Here is a 14,020-nt window from a genome sequence, read left to right on the forward strand (position 1 = left end):
GCTCTGGATACCCTCCGCGGGAAGGCTTGGAGGGATCGTCGTGGGTCATGTCGAGGTGGGTCGCCTGACCTACGTGCTGCCCGATGGGCGTCCCCTGCTCAACGAGGTGTCCTTCCGCGTCGGCGAGGGCCTGAAGGCGGCGCTGGTCGGCCCGAACGGGGCGGGCAAGACCACGCTGATGCGGCTGATCGCCGGCGACGCGCGGCCGGTGGAGGGCAGCGTCGCGTCCTCGGGCGGGCTGGGGGTGATGCGCCAGTTCATCGGCAGCATCCGGGACGGCCGCACGGTCCACGACCTGCTGCTGTCGGTGGCCCCGGCCCGCGTCCAGGAGGCGGCGCGCGCGCTGGAGGCGTCCGAGCTGGCGATGATGGAGCGCGAGGACGAGAAGACCCAGATGCGCTACGCCCAGGCCATCACCGACTACACCGACGCCGGCGGCTACGACATCGAGGTGCTCTGGGACACCTGCACCATGGCCGCGCTCGGCGCGCCGTACGACCGGGTCAAGTACCGCGAGGTGGACACGTTGTCCGGCGGCGAGCAGAAGCGCCTGGTGCTGGAGGCCCTGCTGCGCGGCCCCGACCAGACCCTGCTGCTGGACGAGCCGGACAACTATCTCGACGTCCCCGGCAAGCTCTGGCTGGAACAGGCGCTCAGGGAGACGCAGAAGACCGTCCTGCTCGTCTCGCACGACCGCCAGCTCCTGGCCAACGTCGCCGACCGCATCGTCACGGTCGAGGGCGGCAACGTGTGGATCCACGGCGGCGGGTTCGCCACCTACGCCGAGGCCCGCAGAGATCGCAACGCCCGCCTGGAGGAGCTGCGCCGCCGCTGGGACGAGGAGCACGCCAAGATCAAGCGGCTGGTCGTGATGCTCAAACAGAAGGCCATGTACAACGACGGCATGGCCCCGGCCTACCACGCCGCCCAGACCCGCCTGCGGCGCTTCGAGGAGGCCGGCCCGCCCGAGGTGGCGCCGAAGGACCAGTCGATCACGATGCGCCTGCGCGGCGGGCGCACGGGCAAGCGCGCGGTGATCTGCGAGCACCTGGAGCTCACCGGCCTGATGAAGCCGTTCGACCTGGAGGTCTGGTACGGCGAGCGGGTGGCCGTGCTCGGCTCGAACGGCTCGGGCAAGTCGCACTTCCTGCGTCTGATCGCGGGCGAGGAGATCCGGCACACGGGCGTGGCCAGGCTCGGCGCGCGGGTCGTCCCCGGCCACTTCGCGCAGACCCACGCCCGGCCCGAGCTGCGGGGCAGGACTCCCTGCGAGATCGTCATGACCGAGCACGCCAGGCTCAAGAACGAGGCGATGAAGGCCCTGGCCCGCTACGAGCTGGCGGGCGCGGTCGCCGAGCAGCGGTTCGAGACGTTGTCGGGCGGCCAGCAGGCCCGGCTGCAGATCCTGCTGCTCGAACTCTCGGGCGCGACGCTCCTGCTCCTCGACGAGCCGACCGACAACCTCGACCTGGCCAGCGCCGAGGCTCTGCAGGACGGCCTGAGCGGGTTCGACGGCACGGTGCTCGCGGTCACGCACGACCGCTGGTTCGCCGCCGACTTCGACCGCTATCTGGTGTTCGGCGCGGACGGCCGCGTGTACGAATCGCCGGAACCGGTGTGGGACGAGACCCGGGTGGCGCGCGAGCGCTGAGCGCGCGGCCCGGGTGTGCCGCCGTTAAAGAATCCGTACGGGTTGCGCGTGTCGGAGGAATCGCGCCCGACTAACCGGGCTATGACGGCCTTGTGACCCAGCGTAGTCGAAACTCGACAGCACTCGGACTCGCTCTCGGCGTGGCGGCCTCGCTCGCCGGGCTCGCCGGGTGCGGTGGCGAGGCGCCGCGGCGCGAGCGGCCGCTGAAGCCGCTCGTGCTCAAGGAGCAGACCTCGTCGGTCGCCCAGGGGACCGGCGGGTACGTGGTGACGTGGGCCGGCGTGATCAGCAACCCGAACCGCTGGCACTTCGGCGAGAACGTCGCGGCGACCGTGGTGGGCAAGGACGCCTCCGGCAAGGAGGTGGTCCGCATGCAGCAGCCGCTGGACGCCGTCCCCCCGTGGGGGGCGCTGAAGTTCACCGGCCAGGCCACCGCCGCCTCCGCGCCCGTGGACGTCAAGGTGTCCTTCCGTCCGGCCCACTGGCGGCGCGCGGCGCGGATCCCTTCCGCGTTCGTGCCGTTCCCCGTCTCCGGGGCCAACACCGAGAAGCTCGGCAACGGCACCTACCTGGTCACCGGCGCGGTCGGCAACCCGTACGCCAAGGCGGCGACGAGCCTGGTCGTGACCGCGCTGCTGCGCGACAAGGACGGCAGGCTGATCGGCGGCGGCAGCACCTACGTGGACGACGTGCGCGCCGGGTCGCCGCGCCGGTTCGTGCTGACGGTGGACAGCCTCAGCGGTGGCGCGCAGGTGGCGCGCACGGACATCGCCGCGCGGACCTGGGGGTCCAGCGCGCGGCCGTACGAGGAGCTGGCCATGAGCGGCGCGGTGCCGCCGAGCACGGTCAAGCCGAGGACCCCACCGTTCGCCAGGGACCGCGGGTATCAGGCGATGCCCGTCGACAGCCGGCCGTGAGTCCCGGGCTGACCGCGTCGACCGCCGGGACCGCTCCAGGCGGAGACCGGCCCGCCCCGCTATGGATCTTGAAAAGCCCCGCGGGTTACGGTACTTACATGACCTCCCCCCGGATAGTCATCTTCGGCGCCACCGGTTACACGGGCAGGCTCACGGTCGAGGCGCTCCTGGCCCGCGGCGCCCATCCGGTGCTGGCGGGACGCGACCCGGCGCGGCTGGAGTCGCTGGCCTCCTCGCTGCCGGTGGAGCTGCCGACCGCGGTCGCCGACGTGAACAGGCCCGCGACGATCCGGCGGATCATCGAGCCGGGCGGCGTGCTGATCTCGACCGTGGGGCCGTTCGCCCGGTGGGGCGAGCCCGCGGTCGAGGCGGCGATCGAGGCCGGGGGCGTCTATCTGGACTCCACCGGGGAGCCGACGTTCATCCGCCGCATCTTCCAGCGGTACGGCCCGGCGGCGGCGGCCTCGGGGGCGACGCTTCTCACCGCGTTCGGATATGACTACGTGCCGGGCAATCTGGCCGCGGGGCTCGCGCTGCGCAAAGCGGGGCCCGAAGCCGTACGCGTGGATATTGGGTATTTCGTACAGGGCAATATGGTGCGGCGGTCGAGCGCGGGCACGCGGGCGTCGATCCTCGGAATGCTCCTGGACCCTATGTACGGCTTTCGTGAGGGCCGTATTCTCCGCGAGCACGGGCGCACCCGCGTTTTCTCGGTGAACGGCAGGCGCAGGCAGGCGCTGTCCGTCGGCGCCTCGGAGCATTTCGCGCTGCCGCGGACGCACGCCGGGCTCCGCGAGGTGAACGTCTACCTGGGGTGGTTCGGCGGGCTCACCAGGGCGGTGGGCGCGGCGGCCAGGGCGACGCCCTTCTTCGCCGCGATCCCGGGCGCCAAGCGGGTCACCGAGCTCGTCGCCGACCGCGTGCTCCAGTCGGGAGGCAGGGACGGATCTTCGACGGCGTCCGCCGAGGAGGTCTCGTCCCAGGTCGTGGCCGAGGCGTTCGACCGCGACGGGGTGCGGCTGGCCTCGGTCGAGCTGCACGGCGGCGACCCGTACGACTTCACCGCGCGCGTGCTGGCGTGGGGCGCGGTCACGGCGGGGGTCGAGGGCGTGGCGGCCCAGGGGGCGGTGGGGCCCGCCGAAGCGTTCGGGCTGGAGGGCCTCGTGCGCGGGTGCGACCAGGCGGGGCTGCACGCCATCGCCTGACCGGGCGTACGAGGTTCCGTGAATCCGTTTCATATAAGCCGTGGTGAATTCGCCGTGCCGTCAGGTCGATGTCGCGATATGTGAATGACTTTTCATGCCGGTCTGCCGTCATTCGGCCTATGGTTCTGTCTGATCATCTGGTGATATATCGAGCCTGATAGCGGTATTGCGGGCGCACCGTCCCGAACAATCTTGCTGGCTTTCATTACGGTATTAATACAAGGCAGGTCATTGTCCGGGAAACGGTGGAGCGAGCAGTTACCGAGCCTTTACTGTCGGTTACATGAATGACCGCGACCTGGTCGAGGCACTCCGCGCCCGCGATCCCGGTGCCCTCGCTGCCCTCTACGACACCTACGCGGACGACCTCTACGCGTACGCGTCGGCCATGCTCGGCAGCCCCGACAGCGCGCAGGTCACCCTGCGGGACACCTTGATCGCGGCCGAGGCGCACATCGAGACCTTGTCAGACCCCGCGCGGCTGCGGCCCTGGCTCTACGCCCTGGCCCACGGCGAATGCCTGCGCCGGCGCGCCGTGCCGCCGGACTTCTCCGCCCAGGACACCGCCGAGTCGGCCGCGGTTCCCGGCGGCGACCTGCGGCGCGTGGCCGTCGGCGCCGTCGGCGCGCTGCCGGACGACGAGCGCGAGGTCCTGGAACTCCTCGTCCGCCACTCCATCGCCGAAAGCGATCTCGCCGCCGTGCTCGGCGTGCCGCCCGCGCGGGCCGACGAGCTCCGCGACGCCGCCCGCACCCGTCTGCAGGACCTCGTCACCGTCGAGATCCTCACGAGCGGCACCGCCCAGGACTGCCCCGACAGGACGCGCGTCCTCGCCGACGGCCCGGACGAGGAGGTCCGTGAGCGGCTGGTCGAGCACGCCGTCCACTGCCCCATCTGCGGCCCCTACCGCGAGCGCCAGGTGTCGGTGGCCAAGGTGTTCTCCCTGCTGCCCCGGCCGGTCCTGCCGGAGACCCTCCGGGTGCGGGTGATGAGCTGCTTCATCGACCCCGAGCTCGTGCCGTACCGCAAGTTCGTGGCCAGGCGCACCGGCCTGCTCGACGGCGACGGGTTTCCCGTATCGGAGACCAAAGGGGATGGGCGGCGGCCTCGGCTTCTTGCGGGCGCTGTGGCGGCGGTCGCGATGGCCGTCGCCGCCCTCGTCCTGGTGAGCGCGTTGAGCCGGGGCGAGGGGCTCTCGCAGACCGCGTACGGCGTCCTTCCCGCGTCCTCCCCGGCGGAGGCCACCGCACGGATCACCACGGCCGGGGGCACGCCGCCCCGCACCGCGCCGCCGGACCCCACGCCCACCGGCCCGGTGCGCGAGCACGTCCCCGCGATCACGCTGCCGGTGGTCGCACGGCCGGACGCCCGCGTGCCCGTCCGCCCCGCGACGCCCCCGGGGTCCGCCGTCCGCACGTCGCGCCCGGCCCCCGCGCCGCGCACGCCGTCCCCCCGCCCCGCGCCCACGGCGCCCACGCCGTCGCCGCCGGTCCACACCACCCCGCCCGGTCCCACCCCGGCCCCGACGGCCACCGCCCCGCCCACTTCTCCGCAGCCGACCGCCGCGCCGACCGTGCCGCCGCCCACAGGGCACCGCCCCCGGCCGCCGCGCCGCCGCCCGCCGGACCGTCCCGCGCCCACCGCGGGCCACCAGCACCGTCCGGCGCCGACGCCCTGCCGCCGCACGCCGCCCCCGGCCGCGACCCCGCCCGCGCAGAGCTCGTCCACGACCGCGCCGGCCCCGCGGCCCCCCGGCAAGGGCGAGCGCCCCTGGCCCGAGGGGCGCGGGCGGGGCGGCGAGGCGCGAGCCGGCCGCTGACGGCGGCCCGCCGCCGTGTTCACCGCCCGCGACGACTCCCACCTCGGCCGCCGCGTCTTCCCGTGTCCGGTGCCGGCCGAGCTGGCCGCGCTCGTGCCGCGCGCCCACCACGCCGCCTGGCCCGTCTGGCTGGACCCGGGGCCCCGCATGCTGCGTGACGTCCTGGAGCTGTGCCGCCTGCAGACCGCGCGCGGCCTCACCGTGCTGTCGTGGCTGGCCTCGGGGCACCGCCCCGAGGACGTGGCCTGGCTGTGGCCGGGCCGGCGCCTGACCGGCCCGCGCCAGCGGCTCATGTACGCGGCCGCCGACGCGATCCCGGGAGCCGCGCTCGGCCTGGTCGTCGCCGACTGGACGTGGATCATGGACACGCGGTTCGCCGGCCAGGTCATGGCGCCGTACCTCGCCGGCACCGCCTACCCCGACGACGGCTTCGCGGCGGCGCAGGCCACGGTGACCCTGACGCGTGTCTGGGACCGCCAGGCCGAGGCCCGCGCGGCGCTCGGCGCCGCCTGGGCCGCCTGCCGCACGATCGCCGACTGGTGCAAGGCGGCCGAGCTGCACGCCTCGTACGGGCACGAGGTGCCCGTCTTCACCTATCCCCGCGGTCCCATGCCGCGGCCGGCGGGCGTGCGCCCGTGGATCTCCCGGCTGTTCCGCCTGGGCTGATCACAACCCGGCGGCCTCCCCGCGCGCCGGTGATCCACGTGCCGCCCGCCCGGCGGGCGCGTGTCAGTTCTCCTCGTGCTCGTCCTCGGCGGGCGCCTCGGCCTCGGGCTGCTCGGCGTGCCCCTCATGCCCCTCGTGCCCCTCGTGGTCGAGGTGGCGCTTGGCCGAACGCTGGATCTCCATCTCGGCCTCCACGCGGCCGACCCAGTTGGCGCCCTCGACCGACTTGCCCGGCTCCAGATCCTTGTAGACCTCGAAGAAGTGCTGGATCTCCAGCCGGTCGAACTCCGGGACATGGTGGATGTCGCGGATGTGCTCCATGCGCGGGTCCGTGGCCGGCACGCAGAGCACCTTGTCGTCGCCGCCCTTCTCGTCGGTCATCCGGAACATGCCGACCGCGCGGCATCGGATCAGGCAACCGGGGAAGGTAGGTTCCTGCAGGAGGACGAGCGCGTCGAGGGGGTCGCCGTCCTCTCCCAGCGTGTCTTCGATGAAGCCGTAGTCGGCGGGGTACTGCGTGGAAGTGAAGAGCAGGCGGTCCAGGCGGATCCTGCCCGTCTTGTGATCAACCTCGTACTTGTTGCGTTGCCCTTTCGGGATCTCAACGACAACGTCGAACTCCACCGCGGTTCCTCCGCTCAGCCGTCCGGACGCTCCGGACGGGCGTTAATGTCTCGTAGGCGTATTTCCAGGATGACGCATGTGAGAAGGGGGCCGGCGAGGTGGTACGACACGAGCGCGTTGCCGCGGTGGCGACACTCGCCCTGCTGCAGGCGTTCGTCTGCGCCGTGGGCGCGTACGTCCTCGCGGCCGGAGGGGTGGGCGGTGACGCCGCGAGCCCGCCGGTCAAGGCCGTCACGCCGACGCGGGCACCCGTCGCCATCGTGACCTCGGGCCCCGTGCTCGCACCGGCCCCTGATGGATCTCTCCCGGGAAAGGGTACTTTGGCGGCCCGGCTCACCCGCGCGATGGGTGACGCCGCGCTCGGCCGCAGCGTGGGCGCGGTGGTCGTCGACATCGCCGGGGGCGGCGTGCTGTACGGCAGCAAGGCCGACACCGGCATCACCCCGGCCTCCACCACCAAGGTCGTCACGGCCGTCGCCGTGCTCTCCGCCGCCGGGCCGGACGCCAGGATCGCCACCCGCGTCGTCCAGCCCAAGCCCGGCGTGGTGACGCTGGTCGGCGGCGGCGACCCCACGCTGGCGAGCCCCAAGGCCGAGCGCGTGCCGGGCCGTCCCAAGTTCGCCTCCCTGGCGACGCTGGCCGCCCGCACCGCCCAGGCCCTGAAGGCCGCGGGCGTCGCCTCGGTCACGCTCACCTATGACGACTCCCTGTACTCCGGCCCGCGCACCGCGCCCGGCTGGAAGCCCGGGTACGTGCCCGAGGGCAGCGTCGCCCCGGTCTCCGCGCTGACCATGGACGAGGGCCGGCAGAACCCCGGCCACGAGAACTCTCCCCGCTTCGCCGACCCGTCGGGGACGGCCGCCGGGGCCTTCGCCGCCCTGCTCGCCCGGGAGGGCGTCAAGGTCGGCAAGTCGGTCAAGCGGCTGCGAGCCCCCGCCGGGGCCAAGGAGGTCGCCCGGGTGGAGTCACCGGCGGTGTACGAGCTGGTCGAGCACATGCTGACCGAGAGCGACAACGACCTCGCCGAGGCCCTCGCCCACCTGGTGGCGCTCAAGCAGGGCGGCCCGGGCAGCTTCGCGGGCGCGTCCAAGGCCGTGACGTCCACGCTGGGTCGGCTCGGCGTCGCCGCGGGCGTCGCGGTCAGCGACGGCAGCGGCCTGTCGATCCGCAACAGGATCACCCCGGCCGCGCTGGCCCGCCTCGTCGCCCTGGCCGCGTCGCCGGCCAACCCGCACCTGAAGGCCGTGATCAGCGGGCTGCCCGTCGCCGGGTTCACCGGCACGCTCGGCGGCCGGTACGACAAGGGCGTGGCGAAGGCCGCGGCGGGAGTGGTGAGGGCCAAAACGGGCACGCTGAACGGAGTGAACACCTTGACGGGCCTCGCCAGGACCATCGACGGCCGGCTCGTGGCCTTCGCGTTCATGGCCGACGACGTCCGCGATCCCGCCGGCGCCGTGGAGGCTTTGGACAGGCTGGCCGCCACCGTCTCCGGGTGCGGGTGCTCATGACGCGGCCCGACGACGTACGGTGGTTAACATGCAGGTGATCGACTGGGACCTCGCCGTTTCGACCGGTGTCCGCCTCGTCCGCCCGGGCCCTCAGGTCAGCCGGGAGGAGGCCAGGCACGCCGTCGCCGAGCTCCGGCGGCTGTCGCGTGAGGCCGAAGGACACGTTCAGGAGTTCGCCCGCATCGACGGCGCGGCCGAACCGGAGGCCGCGACCATCGTCGACCGCCCGGGGTGGATCCGGGCCAACGTCGACGGGTTCCGGGTCGTGCTGGAACCGCTGACCGAGCGCATGAACGCCCGCCGCTCCCAGATCCCCGCGATCGTCGGCGCGGTCGGCTCGCGGGTGACCGGCGTCGAGGTCGGCGCGGTGCTCGCGTTCCTGGCCACGCGCGTGCTCGGCCAGTACGAGCTGTTCCTCCCGCCCGACCCGAGCGGGCGGGCCCCCACGGGCCGGCTCACGCTCGTCGCCCCCAACATCGTCAACACCGAGCGCGAGCTCGGCGTGAACCCCCGCGACTTCCGCCTGTGGGTCTGCCTCCACGAGGAGACCCACCGGGTGCAGTTCACGGGCGTGTCGTGGCTGCGCGAGTACGTCCGGTCCCAGATGACCGAGTTCCTGCTCGCCTCCGACCTCGATCTCGGCACCCTGCTCGACCGCATGCGCGCCGCGTCCGACGCCGTCGCCGACGCCATCAAGGGCGGCGAGGGCAACCTGATCGACGCCATCCAGACCCCCGAGCAGAAAGAGATCCTCGACCGGCTGACCGCGGTGATGACGCTGGTCGAGGGGCACGGCGACTACGTCATGGACGCCGTGGGGCCCGCGGTGGTGCCGTCGGTGGCCGAGATCCGGTCCCGCTTCCAGCACCGGCGCGAGGGCGGCTCCCGCTTCGACAAGACGCTCAGGCGTCTGCTCGGCATCGACCTGAAGATGAAGCAGTACGCCGAGGGCGCGGCGTTCGTCCGCAAGGTCGTCGCCGAGGCGGGCATCGACGGGTTCAACCGCGTGTGGGGCTCGCCCGCCACGCTGCCCACCCACGCCGAGATCCGCGAGCCCGAGCGGTGGATCTCGCGGGTGCTCCACGCGCCCGAGCTGCCCACCTCCAACGGACACCTCTGACCTCCCGCGGGCGGCGGTGATCCGGCGGCCCCGCACGCCGCCAGACTAGGAACATGGGGCCTCATCCCGCCGTCGCGGAGATCCGCCGCGCCGTACGCCTGTCGCTCGCCGGCCTGCCGTCCGGCGCCCTGGTCCTGGCCGCGTGCAGCGGCGGGGCCGACTCGCTCGCGCTCGCGGCGTGCCTGGGCTTCGCCGCGCCGCGCATGGGACTGCGCGCCGGGCTCCTCACCGTCGACCACGGCCTGCAGGAAGGCTCCGCGCGGCGCGCCCGCGAGGTCGCGGAGCTGGCCGCCTCGCTCGGACTGGAGCCGGCCGAGGTGCTCACGGTCACCGTCGGCCGCGCGGGCGGCCCGGAGGCGGCGGCGCGCGAGGCCCGGTACGAGGCGCTGACGCGCGCCGCCGACCGGCTCGGCGCCCCGGCGGTGCTGCTCGGCCACACGCGTGACGACCAGGCCGAGACCGTGCTGCTGCGGCTGTCCCGGGGGAGCGGCACCCGCTCGCTCGCCGGGATGCCCGCGGCGGCGGGGCTCTACCGCAGGCCGCTGCTCGGCGTCGGCCGCCGCGCGACCCGGGCGGCCTGCGAGGCGCTGGGCCTGTCCCCCTGGGAGGACCCGCACAACGCCGACGCCGCCTACGCCCGCGCGCGGGTCCGGCACGACGTGCTGCCGGTGCTGGAGCGCGCGCTCGGGCCCGGCGTCACCGAGGCGCTCGCCCGGACGGCGAGCCTGTGCAGGGACGACGCCGACGCGCTCGACGCCTGGGCCGAGGAGGCGTACGCGGCGCGCGCGCGGGTCACCGGCGCCGGGGTCGAGCTGGACGTGGACGCCGTCGAGGACCTGCCCGCCGCGGTGCGCCGCCGGGTGATCCAGCGGGCGGGGCTGGCGGCGGGGGCGACGGCGTCGGCGCTGGCCGCCGTCCACATCGCGGAGGTGGACCGGCTGGTCACGCAGTGGCGCGGCCAGCGCGTCGTGGAGCTGCCCGGGGGGGTCGGAGTGGTCCGGCGGTATGGCACCCTGGTGTTCGCCAGCACCCTCTTGTGAAGGAAAACCCCTGGTGGACGCAGCCGACATGGGCACGGACCTTGAAAAGGTCCTCATTTCCGAGGAAGAACTTCAGGCGAAGGTCAAGGAGCTAGCCGGCAAGATCGACGCGGACTACGCGGGCAAGGACCTCCTGATCGTCGGGGTGCTCAAGGGGGCGGTCATGGTCATGGCCGATCTGGCGCGCGCGCTGCACATCGACGTCCAGATGGACTGGATGGCCGTGTCCTCCTACGGCGCGGGCACCAAGTCCTCGGGCGTCGTCCGCACCCTCAAGGACCTCGACACCGACATCGCCAGGCGGCACGTCCTGGTGGTGGAGGACATCATCGACTCCGGGCTGACGTTGTCGTGGCTGGTGCACAACCTGCGCTCGCGCAACGCGGCCTCGGTCGAGATATGCACGCTGCTCCGTAAGCCGGACGCCGTGAAGGTGCCGATCGACGTCAAGTACGTCGGCTTCGACATCCCCAACGAGTTCGTGGTCGGCTACGGCCTCGATTACGCCGAGCGGTACCGCAATCTGCCGTTCATCGGCACGCTCGCGCGGCATGTCTACGGCGGCGAGTAAGCCCTGAGCGAATTTCCAGGCCCGCAACCGGAGAGTCGGCCCCTTATTGGGACTCGTCGTGGGGAACACCGGGCGGGCTGACGTACGTTGGTAGGACAAAGCCGGTGTCGCCGGAGCAGTGACCCTGCGCGGCGGCCCGGTGTACCTTCGGATGTCTCGGAGGGATCATCCCTTCGGGTCGTCAGTAGGAGCGGTTGGATGCCGCTAACCCCGGGTCCGCCCGGGGGTCAGGCCGTGTTCAGGAAGGGACGGGCCCGCAGGGGTTCCGCATCGGATGGATCTCAAGCGATTTACACGTGGGCCACTGCTGTGGATCCTGGGCATCGTCGTGCTGCTCCTGCTCGCCTCCACATTCTGGAGCGGCAACAGCAACTACGCCCAGCGAGACACCTCGTTCGTCATCACCCAGATCGAGAACGGCGCCGTCGACAACGCCGTGATCGTCGACAAGGACCAGCGCATCGAGATCAAGACCACGCAGAAGATCCGTGGTGAAGATCGCTTCTACGCGTACTGGGTCCAGGGGCAGGGCGTCGAGCTTCAGAAGATGCTCCAGACGCAGGTGAAGGCGGGCAAGCTGCCCGGCGGCTACAAGGTCACCGTGCCGACGGAGAACTTCCTCGTCGGCCTGCTGGTGAGCTTCCTGCCGATCGTCGTCATCGTCCTCATCTTCTTGTTCATCATGAACCAGATGCAGGGTGGCGGCTCCCGGGTCATGAACTTCGGCAAGTCCCGGGCGAAGCTCATCACCAAGGACACTCCCAAGACCACTTTCGCCGACGTCGCCGGTGCGGACGAGGCCATCGAGGAGCTCCAGGAGATCAAGGAGTTCCTGCAGGCCCCGGCCAAGTTCCAGGCCATCGGCGCCAAGATCCCCAAGGGCGTGCTGCTGTACGGCCCGCCCGGCACCGGCAAGACGCTGCTCGCCCGCGCGGTGGCCGGCGAGGCGGGGGTCCCGTTCTACTCGATCTCCGGTTCGGACTTCGTCGAGATGTTCGTCGGCGTCGGCGCCTCCCGCGTCCGCGACCTGTTCGAGCAGGCCAAGGCGAACGCCCCGGCGATCATCTTCATCGACGAGATCGACGCCGTCGGCCGGCACCGCGGCGCGGGCCTCGGCGGCGGGCACGACGAGCGCGAGCAGACCCTGAACCAGCTCCTCGTCGAGATGGACGGCTTCGACGTCAAGGGCGGCGTGATCCTCATCGCGGCGACCAACCGTCCCGACATCCTCGACCCCGCGCTGCTGCGTCCCGGCCGGTTCGACCGCCAGGTCGTCATCGACCGCCCGGACCTGGAGGGCCGCAAGGGCATCCTGCGCGTCCACGGGCGCGGCAAGCCGTTCGCGCAGGACGTCGACCTCGACGTCATCGCCCGCAGGACTCCCGGCTTCACCGGCGCCGACCTCGCCAACGTCATCAACGAGGCCGCGCTGCTCACCGCGCGCCAGGACCAGAAGCTGATCACGATGAACACCCTTGAGGAGTCCATCGACCGCGTCATGGCGGGCCCGGAGCGCAAGAGCCGGGTCATGTCCGACCAGGAGAAGAAGATCATCGCCTACCACGAGGGCGGCCACGCCCTGGTGGCGCACGCCCTGCCGAACTCCGACCCGGTGCACAAGATCACGATCTTGTCCCGTGGCCGGGCGCTGGGCTACACGATGACCCTCCCCATGGAGGACAAGTTCCTGGCCACCCGCTCGGAGATGATGGACCAGCTCGCCATGCTGCTCGGCGGGCGCACGGCCGAGGAGCTCGTCTTCCACGAGCCCACGACCGGCGCGGCCAACGACATCGAGAAGGCCACCTCCATCGCCCGCCGCATGGTCACCGAGTACGGCATGAGCGAGCACCTCGGCGCCCGCAAGTTCGGCACCGGCAACAGCGAGGTCTTCCTCGGCCGTGACATGGGCCACGAGCGCGACTACTCCGAGAAGATCGCCTCCACGATCGACGAAGAGGTCCGCCGCCTCATCGAGTCCGGGCACGACCAGGCGTGGGAGATCCTCGTCCAGTACCGCGACGTGCTGGACAACCTGGTGCTCGAACTCATGGAGAAGGAGACGCTCTCCCGCGAGCAGGTCCTGGAGATCTTCGCGCCGGTCGTCGTCAAGGAGAAGCGCCCGTCCTACTCCGGGTACGGCAAGCGGCTCCCGTCCGACCGTCCGCCGATCCTCACGCCCAAGGAGGTCGCGGGCAACGGCAACGGCACCGCGCTCCCCGCGGGCAACCAGGCCGGCTCCGGCGCTCTGCTCAGGAACGACCACCCGACGCCCAAGGACGAGGCGTAACGGGTGAGCGTGGATCCACTCAAGGTCGACTCGGGCCGGATCGAGAAGGCCGTTCGCGAGATCCTTCTCGCGATCGGTGAAGATCCGGACCGGGACGGCCTGGTCGACACCCCCGCCCGGGTCGCCCGCGCGTACGCCGAGCAGTTCGCCGGGCTCGGGCAGTCCCCCGAGGACGTCCTGACCACGGTCTTCGACGCCGACCACGACGAGATGGTGCTCGTCAAGGACATCGAGGTCTTCTCGACCTGCGAGCACCACCTCGTGCCGTTCCACGGCGTCGCGCACGTCGGCTACGTCCCGAACGACAAGGGCCAGATCACCGGCCTGTCCAAGCTGGCCAGGCTGGTGGACGTCTACGCCCGGCGTCCCCAGGTGCAGGAGCGCATGACCTCCCAGATCGCCGACGCGCTGATGGACGTCCTCGCGCCCCGGGGGGTCATCGTGGTCATCGAGGCCGAGCACCTGTGCATGACCATGCGCGGCGTGCGCAAGCCGGGCGCCAAGACCATCACCTCGGCCGTGCGCGGCGACTTCCGCGACAGCGACAGGACGCGCGCCGAGGCCATGGCACTCATCCTCGGCCGCCGCTGACGAGCGTTCCCGGCGCCA

General features: G+C 72.1%; 12 protein-coding genes. 11 read left to right on the forward strand and 1 reads right to left on the reverse strand.

Features of this window, described 5'->3' with window-relative positions; translation table 11 throughout:
- The first annotated feature begins 40 nt into the window (after positions 1 to 40).
- The 5 genes from BJ982_RS08690 (at position 41) to BJ982_RS08710 (ending at position 6,258) form a co-directional block, all read left to right on the forward strand.
- On the forward strand, positions 41 to 1,651 hold the full coding sequence (locus tag BJ982_RS08690; RefSeq protein ID WP_184878179.1) for an ABC-F family ATP-binding cassette domain-containing protein: 1,611 nt from the start codon (positions 41 to 43) through the stop codon (positions 1,649 to 1,651).
- 92 nt (positions 1,652 to 1,743) lie between these two features.
- Complete coding sequence (locus BJ982_RS08695) at positions 1,744 to 2,568, forward strand: FxLYD domain-containing protein (RefSeq protein WP_239122928.1); 825 nt, start codon at positions 1,744 to 1,746, stop codon at positions 2,566 to 2,568.
- A gap of 98 nt (positions 2,569 to 2,666) precedes the next feature.
- On the forward strand, positions 2,667 to 3,773 hold the full coding sequence (locus BJ982_RS08700; RefSeq protein WP_184878182.1) for a saccharopine dehydrogenase family protein: 1,107 nt from the start codon (positions 2,667 to 2,669) through the stop codon (positions 3,771 to 3,773).
- A 283-nt stretch (positions 3,774 to 4,056) separates the two neighbouring features.
- On the forward strand, positions 4,057 to 5,592 hold the full coding sequence (locus BJ982_RS08705; RefSeq protein WP_184878184.1) for an RNA polymerase sigma factor: 1,536 nt from the start codon (positions 4,057 to 4,059) through the stop codon (positions 5,590 to 5,592).
- A 15-nt stretch (positions 5,593 to 5,607) separates the two neighbouring features.
- Positions 5,608 to 6,258 (forward strand): hypothetical protein, encoded by a 651-nt coding sequence (locus BJ982_RS08710; protein ID WP_184878186.1) that lies wholly within the window; start codon positions 5,608 to 5,610, stop codon positions 6,256 to 6,258.
- Positions 6,259 to 6,321: 63 nt separating this feature from the next.
- Here BJ982_RS08710 and BJ982_RS08715 read toward each other — a convergent pair whose 3' ends face one another.
- Positions 6,322 to 6,882: an inorganic diphosphatase gene (locus BJ982_RS08715; protein WP_239122927.1), complete on the reverse strand. Its 561-nt coding sequence runs from the start codon at positions 6,880 to 6,882 to the stop codon at positions 6,322 to 6,324.
- A 125-nt stretch (positions 6,883 to 7,007) separates the two neighbouring features.
- On the opposite strand from BJ982_RS08715, the gene dacB reads away from it, so the two are divergent.
- The 6 genes from dacB to folE all read left to right on the forward strand — a co-directional run bounded on the left by dacB (position 7,008) and on the right by folE (position 14,002).
- A complete protein-coding gene (dacB, locus tag BJ982_RS08720) occupies positions 7,008 to 8,390 on the forward strand; it encodes a D-alanyl-D-alanine carboxypeptidase/D-alanyl-D-alanine endopeptidase (RefSeq protein WP_239122926.1) in 1,383 nt (460 codons plus the stop codon).
- Positions 8,391 to 8,418: 28 nt separating this feature from the next.
- Entirely contained in the window at positions 8,419 to 9,510 is a 1,092-nt protein-coding gene (locus BJ982_RS08725; RefSeq protein ID WP_184878190.1) for an Rv3626c family coenzyme F420 biosynthesis-associated protein, read from the forward strand.
- 53 nt (positions 9,511 to 9,563) lie between these two features.
- Complete coding sequence (gene tilS, locus BJ982_RS08730; RefSeq protein WP_184878192.1) at positions 9,564 to 10,550, forward strand: tRNA lysidine(34) synthetase TilS; 987 nt, start codon at positions 9,564 to 9,566, stop codon at positions 10,548 to 10,550.
- 13 nt (positions 10,551 to 10,563) lie between these two features.
- A complete protein-coding gene (gene hpt, locus BJ982_RS08735; protein ID WP_184878194.1) occupies positions 10,564 to 11,121 on the forward strand; it encodes a hypoxanthine phosphoribosyltransferase in 558 nt (185 codons plus the stop codon).
- 274 nt (positions 11,122 to 11,395) lie between these two features.
- Positions 11,396 to 13,411, forward strand: a complete 2,016-nt coding sequence (gene ftsH / locus BJ982_RS08740) for an ATP-dependent zinc metalloprotease FtsH (protein ID WP_184878196.1) — start codon at positions 11,396 to 11,398, stop codon at positions 13,409 to 13,411.
- A 3-nt stretch (positions 13,412 to 13,414) separates the two neighbouring features.
- A complete protein-coding gene (gene folE / locus BJ982_RS08745) occupies positions 13,415 to 14,002 on the forward strand; it encodes a GTP cyclohydrolase I FolE (RefSeq protein ID WP_184878198.1) in 588 nt (195 codons plus the stop codon).
- Positions 14,003 to 14,020: the final 18 nt, after the last annotated feature.

Source organism: Sphaerisporangium siamense (assembly GCF_014205275.1).
Taxonomy (GTDB): Bacteria; Actinomycetota; Actinomycetes; order Streptosporangiales; family Streptosporangiaceae; genus Sphaerisporangium; species Sphaerisporangium siamense.

Bases quoted from the DNA above. Each gene is read 5' to 3' on its own strand.
- BJ982_RS08700 (WP_184878182.1), top strand. From the start codon at position 2,667: ATGACCTCCCCCCGGATAGTCATCTTCGGCGCCACCGGTTACACGGGC.
- BJ982_RS08705 (WP_184878184.1), top strand. From the start codon at position 4,057: ATGAATGACCGCGACCTGGTCGAGGCACTCCGCGCCCGCGATCCCGGT.
- BJ982_RS08725 (WP_184878190.1), top strand. From the start codon at position 8,419: ATGCAGGTGATCGACTGGGACCTCGCCGTTTCGACCGGTGTCCGCCTC.
- tilS (WP_184878192.1), top strand. From the start codon at position 9,564: ATGGGGCCTCATCCCGCCGTCGCGGAGATCCGCCGCGCCGTACGCCTG.
- ftsH (WP_184878196.1), top strand. From the start codon at position 11,396: ATGGATCTCAAGCGATTTACACGTGGGCCACTGCTGTGGATCCTGGGC.